Annotated in this window: 21 protein-coding genes and 4 pseudogenes; 11 read left to right on the plus strand and 14 right to left on the minus strand. The window is 70.0% G+C overall.

Annotation, left to right across the window (positions count from 1 at the left end; all coding sequences use genetic code 11):
- Positions 1-8 precede the first annotated feature (8 nt).
- Together ACZ4U1_RS15205 and ACZ4U1_RS15210 are read left to right on the plus strand one after the other, a co-directional pair.
- Positions 9-1,952, plus strand: coding sequence for an albusnodin/ikarugamycin family macrolactam cyclase (locus ACZ4U1_RS15205; RefSeq protein ID WP_467903393.1), 1,944 nt, complete (start codon positions 9-11; stop codon positions 1,950-1,952).
- On the plus strand, positions 1,949-2,809 hold the full coding sequence (locus ACZ4U1_RS15210; RefSeq protein ID WP_467903394.1) for a lasso peptide biosynthesis B2 protein: 861 nt from the start codon (positions 1,949-1,951) through the stop codon (positions 2,807-2,809). The genes ACZ4U1_RS15205 and ACZ4U1_RS15210 overlap by 4 nt, the downstream gene beginning before the upstream one ends.
- 178 nt (positions 2,810-2,987) lie before the next feature.
- Here the strand turns inward: ACZ4U1_RS15210 and ACZ4U1_RS15215 are convergent, their stop codons facing one another.
- From ACZ4U1_RS15215 to ACZ4U1_RS15225, 3 genes and pseudogenes are all read right to left on the minus strand, one after another.
- The gene (locus tag ACZ4U1_RS15215) at positions 2,988-3,146 is read right to left on the minus strand and encodes a hypothetical protein (RefSeq protein ID WP_467903395.1); all 159 of its coding nucleotides are present in this window, start codon (positions 3,144-3,146) and stop codon (positions 2,988-2,990) included.
- Between the two features lie 490 nt (positions 3,147-3,636).
- A pseudogene (locus tag ACZ4U1_RS15220) lies at positions 3,637-3,741 on the minus strand (IS5/IS1182 family transposase); the annotation flags it as partial.
- Between the two features lie 84 nt (positions 3,742-3,825).
- Positions 3,826-3,917 (minus strand): annotated as a pseudogene (locus ACZ4U1_RS15225) (DUF317 domain-containing protein); the annotation flags it as partial.
- Between the two features lie 201 nt (positions 3,918-4,118).
- Here ACZ4U1_RS15225 and ACZ4U1_RS15230 point away from each other — a divergent pair.
- From ACZ4U1_RS15230 to ACZ4U1_RS15240, 3 genes are all read left to right on the plus strand, one after another.
- The gene (locus ACZ4U1_RS15230) at positions 4,119-5,396 is read left to right on the plus strand and encodes an alpha/beta hydrolase family protein (protein WP_467903396.1); all 1,278 of its coding nucleotides are present in this window, start codon (positions 4,119-4,121) and stop codon (positions 5,394-5,396) included.
- A gap of 637 nt (positions 5,397-6,033) precedes the next feature.
- Positions 6,034-6,870 carry an alpha/beta fold hydrolase gene (locus ACZ4U1_RS15235; RefSeq protein WP_467903397.1) on the plus strand — a complete coding sequence of 279 codons (837 nt, stop codon included), beginning with the start codon at positions 6,034-6,036 and terminating at the stop codon, positions 6,868-6,870.
- Positions 6,871-7,078: 208 nt separating this feature from the next.
- On the plus strand, positions 7,079-7,555 hold the full coding sequence (locus tag ACZ4U1_RS15240) for a DUF7919 family protein (RefSeq protein ID WP_467903399.1): 477 nt from the start codon (positions 7,079-7,081) through the stop codon (positions 7,553-7,555).
- 96 nt (positions 7,556-7,651) lie between these two features.
- Here the strand turns inward: ACZ4U1_RS15240 and ACZ4U1_RS15245 are convergent, their stop codons facing one another.
- The 4 genes from ACZ4U1_RS15245 to ACZ4U1_RS15260 all read right to left on the minus strand — a co-directional run bounded on the left by ACZ4U1_RS15245 (position 7,652) and on the right by ACZ4U1_RS15260 (position 11,071).
- Entirely contained in the window at positions 7,652-8,875 is a 1,224-nt protein-coding gene (locus tag ACZ4U1_RS15245) for an MFS transporter (protein WP_467903401.1), read from the minus strand.
- The gene (locus ACZ4U1_RS15250) at positions 8,872-9,492 is read right to left on the minus strand and encodes a glycine-rich domain-containing protein (RefSeq protein ID WP_467903542.1); all 621 of its coding nucleotides are present in this window, start codon (positions 9,490-9,492) and stop codon (positions 8,872-8,874) included. Before ACZ4U1_RS15250 ends, ACZ4U1_RS15245 begins: the two co-directional genes overlap by 4 nt.
- 96 nt (positions 9,493-9,588) lie before the next feature.
- Positions 9,589-10,818, minus strand: a complete 1,230-nt coding sequence (locus ACZ4U1_RS15255) for a hypothetical protein (RefSeq protein ID WP_467903402.1) — start codon at positions 10,816-10,818, stop codon at positions 9,589-9,591.
- Positions 10,819-10,918: 100 nt separating this feature from the next.
- Positions 10,919-11,071, minus strand: a complete 153-nt coding sequence (locus tag ACZ4U1_RS15260; RefSeq protein WP_467903403.1) for a hypothetical protein — start codon at positions 11,069-11,071, stop codon at positions 10,919-10,921.
- 536 nt (positions 11,072-11,607) lie between these two features.
- Between ACZ4U1_RS15260 and ACZ4U1_RS15265 the strand changes: the two genes are divergently transcribed.
- The 3 genes and pseudogenes from ACZ4U1_RS15265 to ACZ4U1_RS15275 form a co-directional block, all read left to right on the plus strand.
- Positions 11,608-12,009 carry a hypothetical protein gene (locus ACZ4U1_RS15265; RefSeq protein WP_467903404.1) on the plus strand — a complete coding sequence of 134 codons (402 nt, stop codon included), beginning with the start codon at positions 11,608-11,610 and terminating at the stop codon, positions 12,007-12,009.
- Positions 12,010-12,418: 409 nt separating this feature from the next.
- Positions 12,419-12,589 (plus strand): DUF5670 family protein, encoded by a 171-nt coding sequence (locus ACZ4U1_RS15270; protein ID WP_467903405.1) that lies wholly within the window; start codon positions 12,419-12,421, stop codon positions 12,587-12,589.
- A 218-nt stretch (positions 12,590-12,807) separates the two neighbouring features.
- A pseudogene (locus ACZ4U1_RS15275) lies at positions 12,808-12,996 on the plus strand (IS5/IS1182 family transposase); the annotation flags it as partial.
- Between the two features lie 42 nt (positions 12,997-13,038).
- Here the strand turns inward: ACZ4U1_RS15275 and ACZ4U1_RS15280 are convergent.
- Positions 13,039-13,704 (minus strand): methyltransferase family protein, encoded by a 666-nt coding sequence (locus ACZ4U1_RS15280; protein ID WP_467903407.1) that lies wholly within the window; start codon positions 13,702-13,704, stop codon positions 13,039-13,041.
- Between ACZ4U1_RS15280 and ACZ4U1_RS15285 the strand changes: the two genes are divergently transcribed.
- Positions 13,703-14,236: a GNAT family N-acetyltransferase gene (locus tag ACZ4U1_RS15285; RefSeq protein WP_467903409.1), complete on the plus strand. Its 534-nt coding sequence runs from the start codon at positions 13,703-13,705 to the stop codon at positions 14,234-14,236. The genes ACZ4U1_RS15280 and ACZ4U1_RS15285 overlap by 2 nt on opposite strands.
- 62 nt (positions 14,237-14,298) lie before the next feature.
- On the opposite strand, the gene ACZ4U1_RS15290 is transcribed toward ACZ4U1_RS15285, so the two are convergent.
- The 3 genes and pseudogenes from ACZ4U1_RS15290 to ACZ4U1_RS15300 form a co-directional block, all read right to left on the minus strand.
- Entirely contained in the window at positions 14,299-15,111 is an 813-nt protein-coding gene (locus ACZ4U1_RS15290) for an SAM-dependent methyltransferase (protein ID WP_467903411.1), read from the minus strand.
- Positions 15,112-15,133: 22 nt separating this feature from the next.
- Entirely contained in the window at positions 15,134-15,376 is a 243-nt protein-coding gene (locus ACZ4U1_RS15295) for a hypothetical protein (RefSeq protein ID WP_467903413.1), read from the minus strand.
- 273 nt (positions 15,377-15,649) lie between these two features.
- Positions 15,650-15,995 (minus strand): annotated as a pseudogene (locus ACZ4U1_RS15300) (transposase); the annotation flags it as partial.
- A gap of 223 nt (positions 15,996-16,218) precedes the next feature.
- On the opposite strand from ACZ4U1_RS15300, the gene ACZ4U1_RS15305 reads away from it, so the two are divergent.
- Positions 16,219-16,464: a twin-arginine translocase TatA/TatE family subunit gene (locus ACZ4U1_RS15305; protein ID WP_467903414.1), complete on the plus strand. Its 246-nt coding sequence runs from the start codon at positions 16,219-16,221 to the stop codon at positions 16,462-16,464.
- 30 nt (positions 16,465-16,494) lie between these two features.
- On the opposite strand, the gene ACZ4U1_RS15310 is transcribed toward ACZ4U1_RS15305, so the two are convergent.
- Together ACZ4U1_RS15310 and ACZ4U1_RS15315 are read right to left on the minus strand one after the other, a co-directional pair.
- Positions 16,495-17,043 (minus strand): SMI1/KNR4 family protein, encoded by a 549-nt coding sequence (locus ACZ4U1_RS15310; RefSeq protein ID WP_467903415.1) that lies wholly within the window; start codon positions 17,041-17,043, stop codon positions 16,495-16,497.
- 174 nt (positions 17,044-17,217) lie between these two features.
- The gene (locus ACZ4U1_RS15315; protein ID WP_467903417.1) at positions 17,218-17,880 is read right to left on the minus strand and encodes a class I SAM-dependent methyltransferase; all 663 of its coding nucleotides are present in this window, start codon (positions 17,878-17,880) and stop codon (positions 17,218-17,220) included.
- A 95-nt stretch (positions 17,881-17,975) separates the two neighbouring features.
- On the opposite strand from ACZ4U1_RS15315, the gene ACZ4U1_RS15320 reads away from it, so the two are divergent.
- Positions 17,976-18,446, plus strand: coding sequence for a hypothetical protein (locus tag ACZ4U1_RS15320; RefSeq protein WP_467903418.1), 471 nt, complete (start codon positions 17,976-17,978; stop codon positions 18,444-18,446).
- Between the two features lie 59 nt (positions 18,447-18,505).
- Here the strand turns inward: ACZ4U1_RS15320 and ACZ4U1_RS15325 are convergent, their stop codons facing one another.
- Entirely contained in the window at positions 18,506-19,324 is an 819-nt protein-coding gene (locus tag ACZ4U1_RS15325) for a polysaccharide deacetylase family protein (RefSeq protein ID WP_467903419.1), read from the minus strand.
- Positions 19,325-19,578 lie beyond the last annotated feature (254 nt).

The following is a 19,578-nucleotide window of genomic DNA, read 5'->3' on the forward strand; positions in this document are numbered from 1 at the left end:
GAGTCGTCGTGGCCGTCTTCCCTGGCACGAGCGGCACGGCCGGTACGATCGGCACGACCGGCCCCAGCGGCACGACCGGCCCCAGCGGCACGGCAACGGATACCGGTGAGCTCGGCATCCGCCTGCCGACCGGACCTGCCATCGCCGGGATTCTGCCGCCGGGCCCCCGCTTACCGGCGCCGGCGGCACAGGTATGGGCCGTCGACCCCCGGCTGTGGTCATGGGGTGCCTGGCACGCCGGTGAGGTGCGCACCGCGGCGACTGAGCGGGCGAGAGTCGTCGCCGTGGGCCAGTGCCTGGCGGGCTTCGCGCGGATGCAGGACGACCTGAGGCGGGCCGCGCACGACGGGGACTGGGAGGGACTGACCCGATGGCCAGGGTCCTACCTGCTGTTCGTGCTGGAACACAACGGCCGCTTCACCGCCTTCACCGACCCAGCCGGTCAGTTCCCGCTCTACTACGCATGCCGCAACGGTCGTACCGTCGTTTCCACACGCGCCACCGCCGTGGCCGCCCTGACGGGACAGGAGCAGACCCCGGACACCCTGGCGCTCGCGGCGCACATCGTCTGTCCCGCAGTGCCGGAACTTGTCGGAACACGGACGGCTTTCACCGGCGTGCACCGGCTGGGTCCCGGCGAAACCCTCCAGGTCGACTGCGCCACGAACGCCGTCACCCGGTCGGCCTACGCCTCACCCGTACCCGACGCTGACGCCTGTATGGAAGACACCGCAGCCCGGCTGCGGGACTCCCTGCGGCAGGCCGTCACCCTGCGCGTCCGCGAAGCCCCCCGAGTCACCTGCGACTTCAGCGGGGGCCTGGACTCCACTTCGCTGGCCTTCCTCGCAGCGCAGGCGGCGGAGGAACCCCTGGACGCCTTCGTCTATCACCATCCCGGGGCGCCGGCGGGCGACCTGGAACACGCTGTGCGTCACGCCCGAGCATCGGCCGCCGTCCGTCTGCGCCTGACCGTGGGCGGCGACACCTCACTGCCGTACGCCGCTCTGACCGCGCGGGGACGGCCGGACCAGCCCGATCCGTCCACCGCGGTCGTCGCCCGGCTCCGCTGCCGCCTGGCGCACATCGCGAGCCGCGGTGGCGGCGTCCATCTGACGGGTGAGGGCGGAGACGCGCTGCTGACCGCACCGCCCTCACACCTCGGCGAGGTGGCCGCAGGCCGCGCGGTGCGCCGTCTCGCCCATGACGCCCTCGCCTTGGGCAGGCTGCGCCGCGTGGCCCCCGCCGGCATCGCCCGCCAGGCCGTGCGTCTGGCCCGTACCCCGATCGACCGGGCGCTGCACGACCTGGCCGCACGTCTGGAGCAGCCGCTGGCGCATCCTCCGCAGTGGCTGGACGCCATCGCGTGGTGGCCGCCCCCCGGCCCCGAGGCGTCGTGGCTGACCACACGAGCCCGCCGTGACCTGGCCGAACTGGCCGTCGAGCGGGCCGGGCAGGTACGGCGCGAGGGTCCGGGGCCGGGTCCCGGCACGCGCGCAGCACTCGCCGAACTGCAGAGCTCGGCCGGCCTGCACAGCCAACTCGTCGATGTGGCCCGTCCTTTCGGGGTGTGGCCGCAAGCTCCTTTCCTGGACGGCGCCGTCGTCCGAGCGGCGATGAGCCTGCCGACGCCGGCGAAGGCGGACCCCTTCACCGTCAAACCGCTTCTGAAAGCCGCGCTGGCCGGCGCGGTGCCTGATGCCGTGCTGGACCGGCGCACCAAGGGCGCCTACGCAGCCGAGGACTACCGGGGTGTCCGCCGCGCCGCAGCAGACCTGCGTGTGCGCCTGGCCCGCTCGCCGCTCGCCGACCTGGGCATCGTCGAACCCGCACGCGTCGTCGCCGACCTCGACACCGCCGTGCACGGCCTTGCCGCCCCCTTCTCCGCGCTCAACCGCTTGTTGGGGGTCGACGTCTGGCTGGACGGACTCGGTACGGCAGGGGAGGCACCGTGAACCAGCTGTACGTACCCGACTTCGTGCAGGAGAGCCCGGGCGACCACGGCGACGCTGTGCTGCTGGACACCCGCTCGGGGCATTGTTTCGCCATGAACCCCGTGGCGGGACAGTTGTGGCAGGAGTGGCGTCGCAGCCGGGACTTCGAGACGGGCGTTCGGGTGACGGCGCGGCACTTCCCGCACATCAGCAGGGATCTGATCCGGCACGACGCGCGGCAGCTCGCCGACGCCCTCCTGGAGCGTGGCCTTCTCACCGCCTGCCCCGCGGGCGGGCAGCCGGCCCCGCCCGCCGATGAGACACGTGTAGCGGCCACCGGGCACGGGCCGACCAGCGGCCCAGGCACGACCGGAACGGTTGACGGCCCGGCACACCGCGCGTACGCCCTCGCCGACGGCAGGCGTGCGACCGGCGCAGTAGAGGTGACCATGGCGGCCGATCCCGTGGCACCTTCGCCCCGTCCGGGCCGCCTGCCCGGCCGAGGCACCCCGCCGCTGGGGCTGCTCGCCCTGCTGATCGCCCTGGTACTGATCCGGCTGCCCTTCCGCATCCTCTTGAGGGCGGTGCGCTGGACCTCACGCCACTGGTGCCGGCACGAGGCCACCAGGGCCCAGGCCGCGGCAGCTCTGGCAGTGGTACGACAGGCCGCTGCCCACTATCCCGGCCGCGCCGCCTGCCTCGAAACCTCGCTGGCCTCGCTCATGTTGCTGGCCCTGCGCAGACGCCGGGCGACGTGGTGCATCGGCACGGCCGCCGACCCGTTCCGGTTCCACGCCTGGATCGAAACCGAGGCCGGCCCGGTCGTGGCCGCGGACGAGCACGGCATCGATGCCTTCCGTCGCATTCTGGCTGCGTGATTTCTTCGAATCCCGTCCCCTCGGGCCACAGGCGAAGACATTACCGGGCAGTTTCAAGCACTGCGGTCGAGTCGGCACGGGAAAGGACTTCACCCGTCACCCTTTCCGCGCTAACCTGACAAGGCGAAAGGGCGGCTGCCCATCGGCAACCGCCCTTCGCGAGGAACGGACAGGTTCCTCAGATGCGCCCCAACAGCGCGTCAACCAGTGTCGTCGCTCCGTGCACCTGCGCCAGCACAACCCAGAGCACGAGGACGACGACGATGATGACCATCCGCAACTGCTCCTGCTGCAGGGAGACCGAGCAACGGGTGGTCATCGTCATCTTGACACCCATGATTCTGTCACCTCCTTTCCGAGGATCACCGCCCCCTTGCGCAATCCAGTGTTCTCCGCAACCTGGTTGAAATCAATCGCCCTTCCTGCGACTCTGACGTGCTTACAGGTGCCTTACACCCGCACCTTATCGAGACCGAAATTTCAAATCGGAGAAATCCCCCGGCGTAGCTGCCCCAGAAGCGCGGAAAACGAAAGACAAGACGGCCCGCAGCCCATCGCCCGCCTCGACGGGCCCGCGGACAGCCGACGGAGCACCGGTACAGCACACTCACCCCGCAGCGACACCACGCTCGGTCGAACCCGGCATATCGCGGGCGCCGAATCGAAGACCGAACGGTCCTCGACGCGCCTCCCGGGGCCCAAACAGACAACCAGCCAGTCCGGTCGGCGCGCGCCAAGCACGCTTGACCTACCTCCACCCCATACCATGTGACGTTAGTCACATTTTTAGGGCCAGCCCTGTGCCCTCGGCCACAGAGTGACTTGAGTTGTCGGTGGCTGATCAGGCAGCAGGCGGGTCCGAGGAACGCTTCGTGGATGTCTGCTCGTCGTTCCCAGCGCACACGTAACCGGCGGAAGCCGTGGAGCCAGGCAAAAGGGTGCGGATGGGGGAGCCGGGACACTCAGTGCGGCAGCGCCGTCAGGCCGGGGAGGTCGGTGGAGGAGAGGGCGGAGCGCGTGCTGCGCACGACCTGCCATTCTCCGGTGCCTCGTCCGGCTCGTGCCGGCTGCGCACGATCGTCAGGCTCGTCCAGCCCAGGCCGGTGAGGGCGACGCGGCGGCTGGGCAGGAGACGGCAGTTCGGGCGCGCTACTCGCGTCGGGGCTCCAGCGCCTGTGGCACGGCGCGACGAGGATGTCGGCCATCCGACAGCGACGGCGATCACCGAACGTGCCCTGGGGAAAGCCCCACACACGGCCGAGGGTTGGCCGGATGGTCGGCCGTATCGGCGGATAAGTACGGTCACGGCATGAAGCGAATGAGCAAGGTACTGACGGTCTCGGCGGTGCCGGTCGCGGTGGCGCTGATGGCGAGCGGCACGACGGCCGCGGTCGCACACGCAGCTGAGGAACCCCGGGCCGCCGCTGTCGCGCCCGTTGCGACGGAAGACTTATCGCGGGGCACGCTCGTGTCGGCCGAGCACCTGCGCACGCTCACTGCCCGCGAGGTCGTGGACGAACTGGCGGGGGACAAGGCGGGTGCCTGGGATACCGCCGTCGTACGGTACGGCCTGGACACCTTCCGCATCGTGTACCGCACGGTGGATCCGCACGGCCGGCCCACGACCGCCAGCGGGCTGCTGGCTCTGCCCCGGAACGGTGAACCGCGGCTGCCGACCGTGTCCTTCACGCACGGCACCGAACTGTTCAAGGGCGACGTCGCCTCGGTCTCGACCAGTACCTGGGACCAGGCCCCCGCCCTGACCTACGCCTCCGCCGGATTCGCCACTGTGCTCCCCGACTACCTCGGGCTGGGCTCAGGCCCCGGTCCGCACCCTTGGATGGACGTGCCCTCGGAGACGACGGCCGCTCTGGACATGCTGCGGGCATCCCGCGCCGTCGTGACGGCGAAGGGCCGGGAGATGCGGCGCGAGGTGCTGGTCACCGGCTTCTCACAGGGCGCCTCGGCGGCACTGGGACTGGCCCGCTCGCTGCAAGGAGGCACCGACGCATGGTTCAGGCTGCGCGCGGTGGCCCCCATCAGCGGCGCGTACGCGTTTCGGGACGCGGAGCTGCCCGCGCTGCTGGCCGGGCGGACGGAGCCGAAGGCAGGCGTGATCTACGCGGCGCTGACCCTGGTCGCCTTCAACCGCCTGCACCACCTGTACGACACGCCGGCCCAAGTGTTCCGCGCGCCGTACGACCAGACGATCGAAGGTCTGCTGGACGGCACGCACACCGGTCCCGAGGTCGTGGCCGGCACGCCGGACTCCCTCGACGCACTCCTCACACCCCGGGGACGGACGATGCTGGCCCACCCCAGCGGCAGGCTGGCGGCGGCCTTGCGGATCGCCGACGGCGTGTGCGTCGACTGGACGCCACGGGCTCCGATCCGGCTCTACTACGCCGATGGGGACGAGCAGGCCGTCACCGCGAACAGCACCCGCTGCCACGCAGCCCTGCGCGCCCGCGGTGTCCATGCCCCGCTGGTCGACCTCGGGACACCCGACTATGGCGGCTCGCGCCATCTGGGCTCCCAGCAGGCGGGAACCGCCGCCGTGGTGCGGTGGTTCCACTCCCTGCGGTAGGCGGACCGGCACGTGCCCTCGCCGCTGCGTGTGCGGACGCGACAACGCGGGGAGGCGATACGTCAGTTGCGCCGATCGCCGTCGCCGCATCCCCTTGCCACGTCGTGGGAAGCGTCGAGCAGTGTGCGCAGTACATGTGTCCAGGGAGGCCCCGCCCCCGGACCAGACGGGCACAGACGTGCGCCATGACGCACGCACGAGTGATGGTCGCGCGCGTCCCCTGTTAGGTTCTGGGGGCAAGGCAACGCCGGTGACGACATCGGCTGGACCGTGTCGGTGGACACAACCGTCTGCCGGGCTTACCAGCGCGCCGTAGAAGCCGGGAAAAGGGGGCCGGAGGCCGAGCCGAATCCGACGATCACGGGCGCGGACGCTCCCGCGGCGGCCTGAGCGCGAAGGTCCACCCTGTCAACGACAGCCACGTTCCGTCCTGGCACTTTCAGGCAACGAGCGGTGCACTCGCGGACAACAGGGGGCGCAATCTTCGCCCTAGTGTGCCGACATCCCGTGCCGCGCATGCCACGAATGCCCGGACGTCGGCAGCCGATGAGCCGATGCCGTCCGTGCAGCGCCCTCCCTCGTCGGGACGGCGTGTGGTCCTGCGTGCGCCAGTCACTCCGGACGAAGGAATGAGACCTTGCCGTACATCACCGTAGGCCAGGAGAACTCCACCACCATCGACCTCTATTACGAGGACCACGGCACCGGGCAGCCGGTCGTCCTCATCCACGGCTTCCCGCTCGACGGCCACTCCTGGGAGCGGCAGAGCGCGGTGCTGCTGGACGCGGGCTACCGCGTGATCACCTATGACCGCCGAGGCTTCGGGCAGTCGAGCCAGCCGACGACCGGCTACGACTACGACACCTTCGCGGCGGACCTGAACACGGTCATGGAGGCCCTCGACCTGCGGGACGCCGTCTTGGTCGGCTTCTCGATGGGCACCGGCGAGGTCGCCCGCTATGTGTCCGCCTATGGCACTGCCCGTGTCTCCAAGGTCGCTTTCCTGGCTTCCCTGGAGCCCTGCCTGCTCAAGACGGACGACAACCCCGACGGGGTCGCCCCCAAGGAGTTCTTCGACGGCGTCGTCGCGGCCGTCAAGGCGGACCGCTACGCGTACTACACGGACTTCTACAAGGACTTCTACAACCTCGACGAGAATCTCGGTACCAGGATCAGCGAGGAGGCCGTACGCAACAGCTGGAACGTCGCGGCGGGCGGGGGCTTCTTCGCCGCGGCCGCCGCACCGTCGACGTGGTACACCGACTTCCGGACCGACATCCCGGCCATCGACGTACCGGCCCTGATCCTGCACGGCACGGGCGACCGGATCCTCCCCGTCGAGGGGACCGCGCGGCCTTTCCACAAGGCGCTGCCGTCCGCCGACTACGTGGAGATCGAGGGTGCCCCGCACGGGCTGCTGGGGACTCACGCGGAAGAGGTCAACGCCGCGCTTCTCGGCTTCCTGGGGAAGTGACCGCGCCGCGATGCACTGGGAGGCCACCTGGAACCCGGGGGGCCGGACGGCGACGTCCCCTTCTAGTTCACGGGCGCCGGCCACGAGTACAAGACTGTTGGCCGATCCGCTCCCTGCACAGCGCCGAGCACCTCGGCGCCGGCCAGCCGACCCGACGTCCGGTTCGCGTGGTGGAACCGCTGGGAAACGGTCGGGCGATGATGTGCGGGTGTTCTACGAAGATCTCAGCGAGTACGACTACCAGGACGAGGATGCGTTCAGCGACAGGGAGTCGGGCTTCTACGGGCTCTCGTACCGCCCGGCGTACACCCGTCTGACCATCGGGTGGCTGGAGGCCGGCAAGCCGTACTCGACGGGAACGGCCCCGGCGGCGTTCGTGGAGAAGCTGAAGGCCGTTCAGGAGGTCCAGTGGATGAACGTCTGCCTGGGCACGCATGAGTGCGACCTGTGTCCGGAGGAAGAGGCGGCGGAGGGGAACGGGGAGGTACGCATCCCGGGCGAGCCCGGCATCGCCTATGCCGCTCCGTTCCTCATCACGCACTACGTCACCGCCCACGGCTACCGGCCGCCGCAGGTCTTCATCGATGCCGTTCTCGCCGTCGATCTCGACGCGTGGGCCTCCGTACGATGGCCCGACGTCCCGTTCCCCTGGGTGCCGGATGACGCGGAACGCATGCTGGAGTAGGCGGCGAGGGGCCTCACGTGCGCGGCGGAACGGGATCCGTGGACCATCTTGTCGTAGCTGGTCGTGAACGCGGCTCGGCACACAGCGTGATCGGTGTCAGTGAGGTGTGCTGCGCAGTGCCATCGCCGGGATCACCGCGAGGGCGAGGGCCCCTGCCGCCGTCGCCAGGGTCGGATAGCCGCTGCCTGCCACGACCAGGCCCGATGCCATGCCGCCTGTCGCGCCCGCCACGGACATGCCCACGTCCGCCAGGCCCTGCACACGGGCACGGGTTTCGGCGGGGGCGGCGTCCGTGAGCAGGGCCGTGCCGCTGACCAGGGCCAGGTTCCAGCCGAGACCGAGGAGGACGAGCGCGCAGGCCGGCAGCAGGCGGGATGTCGGCGGGGCAAGGCCCGCGAGCAGGCCGGCGCCCAGGAGGACGGCACCGGACACCGCCGCCACGGGCCGGCCGCCGACCCGGTCGGTGAGCAGCCCACTCAGTGGGGAGGGCAGGAACATCGCGCCCACGTGCAGGGCGATGACCAGGCCCGCGGCCTGCGGACTGTGGCCGTGGCCGGTCATGTGGACGGGGGTCATGGTCATCACGGCGATCATCACCAGCTGTGCGGTGATCATCACGGTGGCGCCGGTGACGACGCCGACACTGCCCCGCACCGGCCCGCGCGCTGCACCACCCGACTGCGGGGGCGGTGCCGGGGGCAGCGGGTCGGGGCGCAGCCATACCAGCAGTACCAGGGCCGCGGCGGTGTAGGCAGCTGTCGCCAACAGGAACGGGCCCGCCAGGCGTGGGACGCCCCAGGCGTGGGCGAGCGAGCCGGTGGGGCCGACGAGGTTCGGCCCGGCGACCGCACCCAGCGTCATGGCGAACAGCACCGTGCCGGTGGCGCGGCCGCGTCGCTCGGGCGGGGCCAGGTCGGCGCCGGCATAGCGGGCGAGCAGCCCCGTGGCCGTACCCGCGCCATAGACGAAGAGTGCGGCCAGCAGTAGGACGGGCCACCGCGCCGTGGCCCCCGCGACCACGCCCGCGCTGCCGAGCGCTGCGACCGCGTGGCCGAGCGCCAAGCCCGGGCGGCGCCCGTAGCGCTGGCAGACCCGCCCGAGGAGAGCGGCTCCCAGGGCCGCGCCGAGCGTGAACAGCGCGGTCGGCAGCCCGGCCAGGCTCGTCGAGCCGAGCAGGTCCTTCGCGAGCAGCGCGCCGACCGTGATGCCGGCCGCCATGCCGGCGCCGCCCAGCGTCTGCGAGACGACGACCACCCTCAGAGCGCGGCGCAGGGCCTGGGAGGGTTCCGTCACCGCGGTCGGCGGGGCCGCCGTGCTCACGCCTCTTCCCGCGCCGGAGCGGCGGTCGTGCCGTCGCGGTCCGGCCTGCCGGTGGGCCGGTCGGGTGACCGCGCGTCGTCGGCGGTCAGGTCCGCTATCTCCGCCAGGGACAGGCCGAGTTCATGGTGCAGGAACCGTACGATCGTCCAGTGCGGCAGGGCGTCCTCGTCGAAGGGGCCGAACGCGGCCGTGTAGAGGGGGATCCAGCGCAGGGCCTCCTCGGCAGCCGTCTCGCGCCCGGGGGCCTGCTGGTAGGCGTCGTAGGAAATGCTGCGGTGGTGGATGAAGTGGCCGCCGGGCAGCCGCTGTTCGCACAGTTCCCGGTATTCGCGGGTCTGCAGGATGAGGTAGTGCCATATCTCGTCGATGTCCTGCTCGACGGGGAGGAAGAGGCCGCCGAGCCGGTCGGGGTGGCCGGAGAGAAGGTAGAGGTAGCGCAGGCACTCGCGAACCTGGTGCCGCACGGTCGCCTCGGACGGGGCGTCGGGCCCGGTCGTGAAGTGCCCCACCACTTCGTCGTAGAGGGTGGGGCCGAGGAGTTCCTCGGCGGTGGGGGCTGGCTGGGCGGTGGCGGACTGGCGGTCGTGCGCTGCGGGCGTGGGCGCGGGCGTGGGCATGGGTATCTGCGTGGACATGGGGGTCCTGTCGGGTCGTGGCCGGGCGGGCCGGTTCATGCGCGTCCCGTGGGACGCGGTCACTGCGTCCGTGGCGCGTCAGGGGGACTCGTGCGTGGTCAGCCAGGCGTACTTGCCGGACGGCCCGATCGGTATCTCTGCACGGTGCTCCACCTGGCAGGAGCGGCCCGTCAACGCACTGACGGCTTCGACCAGTTCGCTGCTCTGGCCGGGGGTGAGCGGGGTGTCGTCGAAGGTCGTGTACGACAGCCGACATGCGCCGTCACCGGTGAGGTGGAGCTGGTGCAGGAAGACGCGGGGGCTGACGCCGGCGACGCGCGCGTCGAGGTCGGCCTGCGCGACGGGGCCGTCGGGCGTGGGCAGCAGTTCCTTCTCGCGCCCGCAGAAGGAGACGATCTGCTCGACGTCGGCGCTGTCGTCGCGGGTGCGGACGCAGTCGCCGGAGCGGTAGCGGACCAGCGGCATGTAGGGGTTACGCACGCTGGTGACGATGAGGCTGTGGATACCGCTGCCCGGTGCCACCGGGATCAGTTCCACGCTCATGTCCTGCAGGTAGGGCTGGTAGCGGCCTTCGGCGTCGCTGTAGAAGAGGTAGCCGAGTTCGGTGCTGCCGAACAGGTCGATCACGGGGGAGTCGAAGTGGGCGCGCAGGTAGGCGCGGACGTTCAACGGCGTGTACTCATAGGCGTGGACGATGCCGGCCGGGCGGGGAAAGTCGTCCCACAGGTTCCATGCGGCCACTTTGCGGATCAGGTGCGCCAGGTGATAGCCGGAGCAGTCCAGCAGGTACGCGCCGGTCGGGTGGGCGGTGGCCGCCTCGCGGATCTCGGTGAGCATGCGCTCGACCTCGTCGCGTTCCCAATCGGCCGGATCCAGTCGGCGGTTGAGGTAGAGCGTACGGTCGTCCAGCCAGCGTTCACCTCGACGACTCGCGCCGGGCTTGCGGCCGTTGACGCGGGCGACGTGCTCGGTGGCCAGAACGGTGGTCAGCGAGACGCGCCGTGCCCCGCTGTGCCACAAGGCTCTGAGATCCGGGTGTTCGCTCCATAGGCGGTAGTAGGAGCGCAGCAGGAAGTAGGGCGGCCGGATGAGCTGCATGCGGGCGTGGTTGGTGCCGGTGGACAGCACGAACTCCGCTTCTCCCGCCTTGAGCGCGCGCTCCAGCTCGGGGGTCATCCAGTTGTCGGGGAAGCCGCGGGCGATCTCCGGCTTCTCCAGGATCGGGAAGTGGCCCCGCTCGATGGAGGCACGGTAGATCGGGATGTCGCGCACCTGGTCCAGGACGTCGGCACTCGGCAGGCGGTTCACAGGAGGTCTCCGGGCGAGAGGGGACGGCGGCGTAAGGGGCGGTGCCGGGCTGCCGGCGTGGACTGTTGCCACGCCGGCAGCCCGCGGTGTCAGCGGGTTTTCAGGAGATGCAGCCGCTCTTGGGAGTAGCGCTGATGCAGCCGCTCTTGGGGGTGGCGCTGATGCAGCCGTCCTTCGCGCCCTGGGCGGAGTTGACCGCGACCCACCTGCGCCACACGGACTCCTCGGTCATGCGCTTGATGAGCTGCTCCATGGTGAAACCTCCGGGAATGACGGGGATCTGGCATTAGTCAGGCTTCGATGGGTATGCGACGGCCACCCATCGGCATCGAACGTAAAGAGATGGTCAATCACGCGTCAAGAGGTGGTTGATCAGATGACCTGAACCCCACCCCTCGCCTGCGGCGGCCGAGCCGGAGACGGGCCTTCGCCATCACCGGGCCCGTCGGCTGCATCTCGAAGTCCTTGACCGCCCTTCCCGCCAGTCGCCGCATCTGCCCCGGCGCCGGCGGTCCGACGCCATGGTTGGGGGATCGAGCCACGACCGCAGCCGTGAGCCGGTCCAGCGACAGCTCTGCCGGGCTCAGCTGGGTCACCAGCCACGCGGCCGGCCGGTCCTGGTCCTCCTCGGTGTTCGCCTGGAACCCGTACGCCGCCCGGATCTCCTTGCGGTGCCGCTCGATTCGGTCACCCTGCCAGTCGTGGGCACGTACGGGTTACAGCCTGTGCCGGACCCTGGCAGATGTCCGGGCACCGTGAGATCGTCCGCAGGTGACCAACACTGCTGGCGTGCACACTACTTCGGGACGGCCGGACGACCGCGCCGCGTCTGTCCTGCGCTTCGCGACGGAACTCGTCGCGTGGGTGGCCACCCCGTGGGCTCTGGCTGACCGTTCATGGCTGCTTGCCGCCCTGTCCGTGGTGACCCTGATCGGCCTTCCGACCCTCTTGTCCACTCCGGGGGACAAGGCCCATGTGATCATCGCGGTGCCGGGCTGGGCCACGATCTTACTGGTGCTGCTCCAGCTCGCTGCGGCCGTGGTCTCCTCATGGCTGGCCTGGCCCGCCTGGGCGGCGGTCTGTGTGACCCTGCTGGCCGCGGCCACCCTTGTCACGGAGCGTCGGCGCTGGCGCTGGCTGGTTTCCGCGATGCCACTCGCCAACTCAAGCGCTCGGTCACAGTTCCTGTGACTGAGCGGAACAGTTGGCCTGGAAAGACAACTCCGATGCTCAGGAACTGAGCCGGCTTCCCCAGACCCGGTAAAGCCGAGGACGTCGCGGCCCTTCCAGCGGTGGGGCGGGACGGGAACCTCGGGCGGTCTCCGTACCGGTCCTCTGCGAGTAGTTGGGCAACCACTGGTGACGCCCTTCGTACAACGCGCCCGCGCGCCCCATGGCGATCAGCTTCTCGTTGCCGGTAGCACCTACGGCAGTCCCGGCGGCCTTGCCGACTGCCTGCTCGACCTTGGCTCGAACCTTCTCTCCGTTGAGTGATCCGATATGCACGGCACGCATGCCCTTCAACCTGTGAAAGTAACCCACATTTTGTGTGCTTGTAGGGCTGAGATAAGGGCATCCGGTGGCCAGGAGGTTGATAACGATGGTTCCCCTGCTTCTGGTTCTTCTGCTGGCTCTGATCCTCTTCGGTGCGGGTTTCGCACTGAAGGCGTTGTGGTGGATCGCGGTGATCGTGCTGGTCGCGTGGCTGCTCGGCTTCGTCGTCCGTCCCGCGGGCAGTGGTGGCCGCAAGGGGCGTTGGTACCGCTGGTAGACGAAGGTGCCTGTGCGCGAGGTGTGCGCAGCGCGCGAAGGCTCAAGTGGGCCCGGCCGGGTATGGCTGGGCCCCACGCGCATGCCGGTCCTGCGGAAAACCCAAGGCCGGTGCTACAGGAGAACCCCCCATCTGTACGACGGGGTCCAGCAGCGCCTGGTCGCGCCCGCCATGCTGCGGCGAAGTGGCCTGCTGGGCCTACCCCTCAGCACTGGGGGCGTTCGCGTGCCCCGCGCTGGCCTGGCAGGCCCCTGGCCGTTCTGGCCGACCGCGTATTCCCCGCGTGCCATCCGCAGCCACCTGCGGCGCCGGGGCATCCGTGCGGTCATCCCACAGCCGTCCGACCAAGTCGGCCACCGCCTGCGACGAGGCCGACCGGTGGTCGCCCGCCGGCCTTCGACAGCGAGGCACTGGACCCGACGCTGACCAAAGAGACAGAACCTAGGGGTTCACCAGATTCCGGGAAGCAGGCGGGCCGTCGCCGTCGCATAGTCAGTGTAGGCGGGGCCGAATGCCGTCGTGAGCAGGGCTTCTTCGGCGCGGATGCGGTAGAGCAGGCCGACTAGGGTGCTGCCGACGAGGGCGGCTGCTGCCGGGGGATGGTCGAGGGCGACGGCGGCCCAGCCGATCGCGAGGAGGCCACCGGCGTAGGAGGGGTGTCGTAGGTGGCGGTAGGGGCCGGTGCGGGTCAGGGATTGGCCGGGGTGGACGTCGACGGTGGCGCGGTGGTGTTCGCCGAGAGTGGTCACCGCCCAGTGACGCAGGGCCAGACCAGCCCAGACGCCGGGCAGGGCGATGAGCGTGGTGGTGGCGCGGTCGCCGAGCAGGCGGCGGGTGGGCGCGTAGCGCAGCAGGGCGACGGCGGAGAGTTCGCCGAGGACCGCAGCGGCGAGGAGGACGCGACCGCTGTGTCGGTCCGCGGCCAGTGGCTGCACCGGGTGGGTACGGCACTGGTTGCGGCGGCGCAGGATCCAGTTGGCTTCAACAGCGCACCAGGTGACGTGCGTGGTGGCGGCCAGACCGTAGGCGAGTGCCTTTTTCACTGCGCCTGAGGAGTGCGAGGGGCGGGTGTCGCGGGCTGGATGCGTGCGGAACGTGGATAGCTTGTCGGTCATGAGCGACATCGTGTCTTTGCGCCCTTTTCGGGAGGGTGATCTGGAGGTTCTCGTCCGGTTGATCAGTGACCCGGGGGTGTTGGGGCCGTTCGCGTGGACGGGGTGGAGCGGCGGGGCCGGGAAGCTGCGGCAACGCTGGGAGATGGACCGGTTGTTGTCGGCGGACGACGGCATGCTGGCGGTGGTGCGTGGTGATACCGCGGTCGGGGTGGCGACGTGGCGCGCCGTTTCGTACAACGCCGTGTCGCGGTGTTGGAACGTGGGGTTGTGCATCCTGCCCGAGGAGCGCGGCAGGGGCGGGGCTGTGTCGGTGGGGCGGTCCTTGGTGGAGTACCTGTTCGCCCACACGCGGGAGCAGCGCGTGGAGGCTCACGTGGAGGTGGGCAACACGGCGGCGGGGGTGGCGTGCGAGAAGACCGGGATGGTGTTGGAGGGCGTGGCGCGTGGCGCGCACTGGCGTGACGGCCGGTGGCGTGACGTGGAGGTGTACGCCGTTCTGCGCGACGACTTCCCGCCGCGACCGGGGGTGTGAGGGCCCGGTCGCAGCGGGAGGTCGCCGCGGCCGGGCCGGGAGGTGTGGCGGTGTCCGGCCGGTCAGGCGCGACCGGTCAGCCGGGCCAGGAGCTCCCGGTCCAGCGGCCGTTCCGGCAGGGGCGGGACCACCAGTGTGGTACAGGCACTCATCGGGGTGTCGGGGAGCTTGACCAGCGGGACGGTGGTCTGGCGCGGCGGTACGGTGACGTACGGCGACGCCTCGTACGCGGTGACGGGATGGTCGTCGGGGTAGTGGGCGGCCAGGAATTCGACCAGAAGCGCGGCGCCGGGGCGCGCGTCGAAATCTGCGTCCCGGTCGAACATGCCGATGACGCCGACCTGCCACAGGATCAGCAGGCTGGTCGGGTCGAAGACGCGACGGTGGACGATGAAGTCGCTGGCTTCGAAGCTCTGGCAGCCGTGGGTCGCAGGGTCCAGGCCCAGATCGGCGAAGAGCCAGTCTTCCGCGGAGTTGGCCGGCAGCATCCGCGCGGGGATGCCGTCCAGTTGCGCCCGGCGGATCGCCTCGTGTCCCACGCAGGCGAAGACACCGGGGTGCCCGTACAGGGCGACACACACGAATTGGTCGCGGCGCACTTCCGCGAGGATGTGGTGGACCATGTCCTCGTAGGAGCGCTGCCGGGGTTTCCCTGGGGCGTAGTGGCCGTCGAGGGTTTCCACCGTGGGGTTCAGGCGCTCGATGTGCCGGGTGACCAGAGGATCCCCGATCAGGCACAACACCTTGTCAGCCTGTTCCAGACTGGCCCTGGCTTCCGTGGTCAGGTCCCCGACGGCCCGGTATCCAGTGCCCACAACGACCAGTTGCGCGTCGTTCATGACCAGCTTCGCCGGGCCGTCGGGCCCCTGTGTCACATTCGGTTCCACGCGCGGTGGATCAGTTCTCGTCGTCGCCGAAGGCGAGGACGACGACGAGGACGCCGTGGGCCTCCTCCTTGACGGGGCTGTGCTCGGCCAGCAGAGCGCGGATGCGGTCCACCTCGCCGGAGGTGAGCGCGGCCTGTTCGGCCGGGCTCAGGCCGCGGTCGGCGGTGTACTCGTGCGGCGAACGGCGAAACGCCTGCTGTCGACGGGGGTCGGTGACCAGTTCTTCCATGAGCTCGACCACTGCAGGAGACATACCCACTCCTTCATGACAGGGACAAAACCTTCTAAAGTCGAACACAGTCAGCGCCGCCTCGCCTCGCCCGCCTGCTGAAAGTGGGCCTAACGGCGCAATCGCGGTCATCCTCACGGGGCGAGCCGGTGGACGATCAGGCAGCAGGCGAGAAGCGGTACAGCCAGGCAGGTCCGCCCGATCACCCACCGGCGGGGCACCCAGGCCGCTGCCTTTTCATGGTGCCCCGCCGTGCCACGAAGGGCACGAGCCGTCGGGGCGGGCCTGCTTTCGACAACTGCCGTGGTGGTAGCCGCGTTTCGCGTGGGATGGCGGCACGACGCCGCGGGCGCGGACCTGCCTGCGGTAGAGATCGTGGTCGTAGCCGCGGTCCGAGTGGGGCGTTACCGCTCTGCGGCGGGGCCGGCCGACCCGGCCGCGTACTGGCGGCACAGCATCCAGCAGCGGCAGGAGCTGGGTGACGTCGCCCACGGTTGCGGCCGGTCAGGATGACGGCGAGCGGGGTGCCGTGTCCGTCGATGATCAGGTGGTGTTCGGAGCCGGCCCGGCCCCGGTCGACCGGTGACGGGCCCGTCGCGACCGCTCGTCCGGATGCCGCACAATACCTGCCGGTTCGGCAACGGCTTCCGGCCCGGATACCGGAACCGGCGTTCCCGCCTCGGCGACAGCGCTCGTCGCTCCGTCACCTCATTGTGTTAGCCGCTGTAAAAACGGGGGCCGAACCCCTGGCTCCTTGTCGACAGCACTGCCCTTCCGGCCGGCTCGGCGCGGAGGCGGGCTTGTTGGTGATCACATGCCAGGAGACACTTCTACGGCCGTAGATTCCCATCCGGAGGGCGGACCTGATGTTCGGCTTGAGTGAGCTGGCCGTGATCCTCCTTGTCGTCGTCGTGGTCCTCGGAATCAAGAAGCTTCCCGAGCTGACGCGGTCGGCGGGCAAGGCGGCCCGGATCTTCAAGAGTGAGGCCAAGGCGCTCAAGGTGCAGGACGCGCCGCAGTCGGCATCCCGCGCCGGCAGTCGGGTGGTATCCGGTGCGGCGGTCGACCGGGACGACGCCGTTGCTCACGATCCCGCCTGCGCCAGAGGGTAGTGGGTTTGGTCCGGCTGGCGTGACGCGCGTTTACGGGCTCGCCAGCCAGTCGGTGTACCAGGATCGGAAGCCGGGGCTCACCGGTACGAAGCCGCCCCAGTCCGGATCGATCTGCCAGATCTGTCCTGCGTGTGGGCCGTTCAGGATGAGCCGGGTGTAGATGCCGCAGCCCTGTTCGGCCAGCATGAGCGTGCCCCGGGTGAGATCGGCGGGTGCTCCGATCGGGCCGGGCCGGGGTTCGGTGAGTGGGAACGGCTCGGCGAGGCGGCCCGGCAGCCGGTCCTCCTCCCACTCGTCGTCCGCAGCCCATTCCTCGTCGGCCTCCGGGCGTGGGACGGTCAGCGACATCATGCCGTGCCCGGGCCCGGCGGGGCCGTTGCCGACCTCCGCGACGAAGGACCGGTACTCCACCGGGAGAGCGATGCCGTGGGATTCCTCGAACGCCCGGATCTCCGTCTCCGGTAGCTGCGGCGCCAGCGCGTACCGATGCGTGCGTGCCCCGAAACACCTCCGCTCCGGGTCCCGTGCGGCCATCTCCCGTATCCGTGCGCGGACGCCGTCCTCGTCCCAGTTCGCCATCCAGCGACCGTAACAATGACGTCCGCGCCCCGGCCCGCCGCCCCTCTCGCTACGCGGCCGTCGGCTGTGGGGTTCCGCAGCGGGGCGTCTGTGTCCGTTCTCGACAAGGTCGCTGGCTGGCGGCCTCTGAGCTGGGAGTTTTCGTCTTGGGGTGAGGCAGCTTCGCTCGCTAGGTCACGACTGCTTGGGCTTGTGTGCGAGGAAGAAGGCTTGCTGACCTTGTCGGGGTTTTTCGCTCTCGTCCGGTTCGCGGATCATCTGGGCGTCCATGACGAGGCCGGCCTTGCTCATCAGGTCGGCAACGTGATCAGCTGACATCCAGTAGACGTCGAGCGACAGCTCGTGGCCGTATGCCTGGTCCAGGTGCCGACGCTGGTCCCCGACCTTGAACGCCAGCAGCGTGTGGCCGCCCGGGGCCAGCACCCGGTGCCACTCCGCGAAAACGGTCGGCAGCAACTGCGGTGGGGTATGGATGGTTGAGTACCAGGCGACGATGCCGCCCAGAGTGCCGTCCCCCAGATCCAGAGCGGTCATCGACCCCTCCTCGAACCGAAGACCCGGGTGCGTCCGACGGGCCAGCGCGATCATCTCGGGCGACAGGTCGATGCCGAACACCTCCACTCCAAGAGCGTGGAGGTGAGCTGTGATGCGGCCGGGCCCGCAGCCGAGGTCGGCGACCGGCCCGGTGCCCGGCGCCTGCACCAGTTCGGAGAACGCGGCGAGCATGGCGCGGTCCAGCGGTTTGGTGTTCAGTTCGTCGCGCAGGAGTCTCTCGTAGTCGACGGCGACGGTGTCGTAGGCCGTCCGAGTGGCGTGCAGGTAGGCCGCTTCGGTCATGGTCGACGACGGTAGCCCGTTCCGGCCTTGCTCGTCGTCAATTCCGGTGGGGGTCGATTCTCTGAGCTGGGGTTGCTCAGTCTCGCGCCGCCGAGGTGGAGGAGCATCTGATCCAGTGGCCGGCCCACTTCGGCTACATCACCAGCCCCGAGGAGGAACAGGCCGCCCGTGCCTGCGGCTACAGCATGCTCGGTTCCCGGGTCTTTCCCCGTGGCCCCGTCGAGATCACCCCGCCCCCGCGAACTCATCTGGCCAGGCGCCCTCGCCCTCATCGCCGCCCTCGCCGAGGAACATCACTGCGCCTACCAGGAGGGCCCCTCGACCTCGCCGTCGCGATGCACACCGAGGAGACCCGCAGCTTCCTCGACCTGGTCGAGGAGGAGCGGCAGCGCGGCTGCGACCCGCGCATGGACCGGTACTTCACTGGCATCGCCCACTGGATCCGCGGCAACCTCGACTGGAGCCTCACCACCAGCCGCTACAGCGCCGGCCCCACCGCCAGCGGCCCGCAGAATGACCAACTCCCCTCATCCCGTAATCACAGCCGGCCTACGCGAGCGCGGTGACGCAATGCACCCAGGGCCGGGACCGGAAAACACATCAGACCGTCGGCGACCGGCATTGGTCAGGCGTCCTCGATGGGCGCGGGCCTCGTGTGCCTCATTGCTGACCCGCTCTGTGCCGGGCGGACCGAGTGTGTCAGGAGCAGGCGGAGGTCGATGACGCGGTAACCGCGAGCGGTGACCGCGTCGAGGATCCGCGGCAGGGCCTGGGCATCGATCACGTCGGTCTGGCCCTCGGTCGTGCCGACATGCATCTGCAGGATCATCCCCGGACGCAGGGCGTCCAGCGCCCGGCGCACCGCACGGCCCACGGTCATGCCGCCCTCGGTGCCCTTCCACCCGTTGGTGTCGGTGGTGAATTCGATATCCGCGAATCCCAGCCCGTTGACCTCCTTGATCTGGGCAGGGCTGGTTTCGCTGTAGGGGAAGCGGAAGAACGGGGTCAGCGCCGCTCCTGCCCCGGCCGCACGCAGGGCCTGGTCCGCCGCCCTCACCTCCCGGCTCCTTCCGGCGGCGGTCAGATCCTTGAAGTAGGGGTGGCTGTAGGAGTGGTTGCCCAGCCCGTGTCCCGCCGCGGCGAGCCTCTTGACCACCTTGGGGTGGCGGTCGGCGAAGTCGCCGGTCAGGAAGAACGCGGCAGGCGTACGCCGGCGTGCGAGCTCACTGAGAACGCGTTCGAGACCAGCATCGTTCCAGGCCGCGTTGAACGTCACCGCGACCACCCGCTCACGCGTACGGATCACACGGTTCTCCGCCCCGAACAGCGCCTGCAGACCCTCCTCGTCCGCAGCCGCCGCCCGACGCGGCGAGAAAGCCCTGGCCGCTCCGGCAGAGGCCCCGGGGACCACCCCCCAAGCCGCAGCGAGCAGCCCGGCGGTCACCAAGCGACGGGAGACGAGACGACGTGCGGCGTGACAGCGCGTTTCCATGCCACCGTCATCGGCCGGCCGATACCGGTCCTTGAGCCCGGACCGTGGCCACGCTGAAGGCCCGGTAGGTAGGAAGAGTTGCTCCAGGGTCCCAGCCTCCGCCTGATCGCTGCGCGGGATGCAGCCACGTACCGTGTGCTGTGCGGCGGTGTCGTTGCGCCGAGGCCGCTCACATGTAGGCGCCGGCCGCCACCCGGCACGCCATC

The sequence above is a fragment of the Streptomyces sp. NPDC028928 genome, from assembly GCF_055564915.1.

Bases quoted from the DNA above. Each gene is read 5' to 3' on its own strand.
- ACZ4U1_RS15215 (WP_467903395.1), bottom strand. From the start codon at position 3,146: ATGGGTGTCAAGATGACGATGACCACCCGTTGCTCGGTCTCCCTGCAG.
- ACZ4U1_RS15230 (WP_467903396.1), top strand. From the start codon at position 4,119: ATGAAGCGAATGAGCAAGGTACTGACGGTCTCGGCGGTGCCGGTCGCG.
- ACZ4U1_RS15250 (WP_467903542.1), bottom strand. From the start codon at position 9,492: ATGCCCACGCCCGCGCCCACGCCCGCAGCGCACGACCGCCAGTCCGCC.
- ACZ4U1_RS15260 (WP_467903403.1), bottom strand. From the start codon at position 11,071: ATGGAGCAGCTCATCAAGCGCATGACCGAGGAGTCCGTGTGGCGCAGG.
- ACZ4U1_RS15270 (WP_467903405.1), top strand. From the start codon at position 12,419: ATGGTTCCCCTGCTTCTGGTTCTTCTGCTGGCTCTGATCCTCTTCGGT.
- ACZ4U1_RS15285 (WP_467903409.1), top strand. From the start codon at position 13,703: ATGAGCGACATCGTGTCTTTGCGCCCTTTTCGGGAGGGTGATCTGGAG.
- ACZ4U1_RS15280 (WP_467903407.1), bottom strand. From the start codon at position 13,704: ATGACCGACAAGCTATCCACGTTCCGCACGCATCCAGCCCGCGACACC.
- ACZ4U1_RS15295 (WP_467903413.1), bottom strand. From the start codon at position 15,376: ATGTCTCCTGCAGTGGTCGAGCTCATGGAAGAACTGGTCACCGACCCC.
- ACZ4U1_RS15305 (WP_467903414.1), top strand. From the start codon at position 16,219: ATGTTCGGCTTGAGTGAGCTGGCCGTGATCCTCCTTGTCGTCGTCGTG.
- ACZ4U1_RS15310 (WP_467903415.1), bottom strand. From the start codon at position 17,043: ATGGCGAACTGGGACGAGGACGGCGTCCGCGCACGGATACGGGAGATG.
- ACZ4U1_RS15315 (WP_467903417.1), bottom strand. From the start codon at position 17,880: ATGACCGAAGCGGCCTACCTGCACGCCACTCGGACGGCCTACGACACC.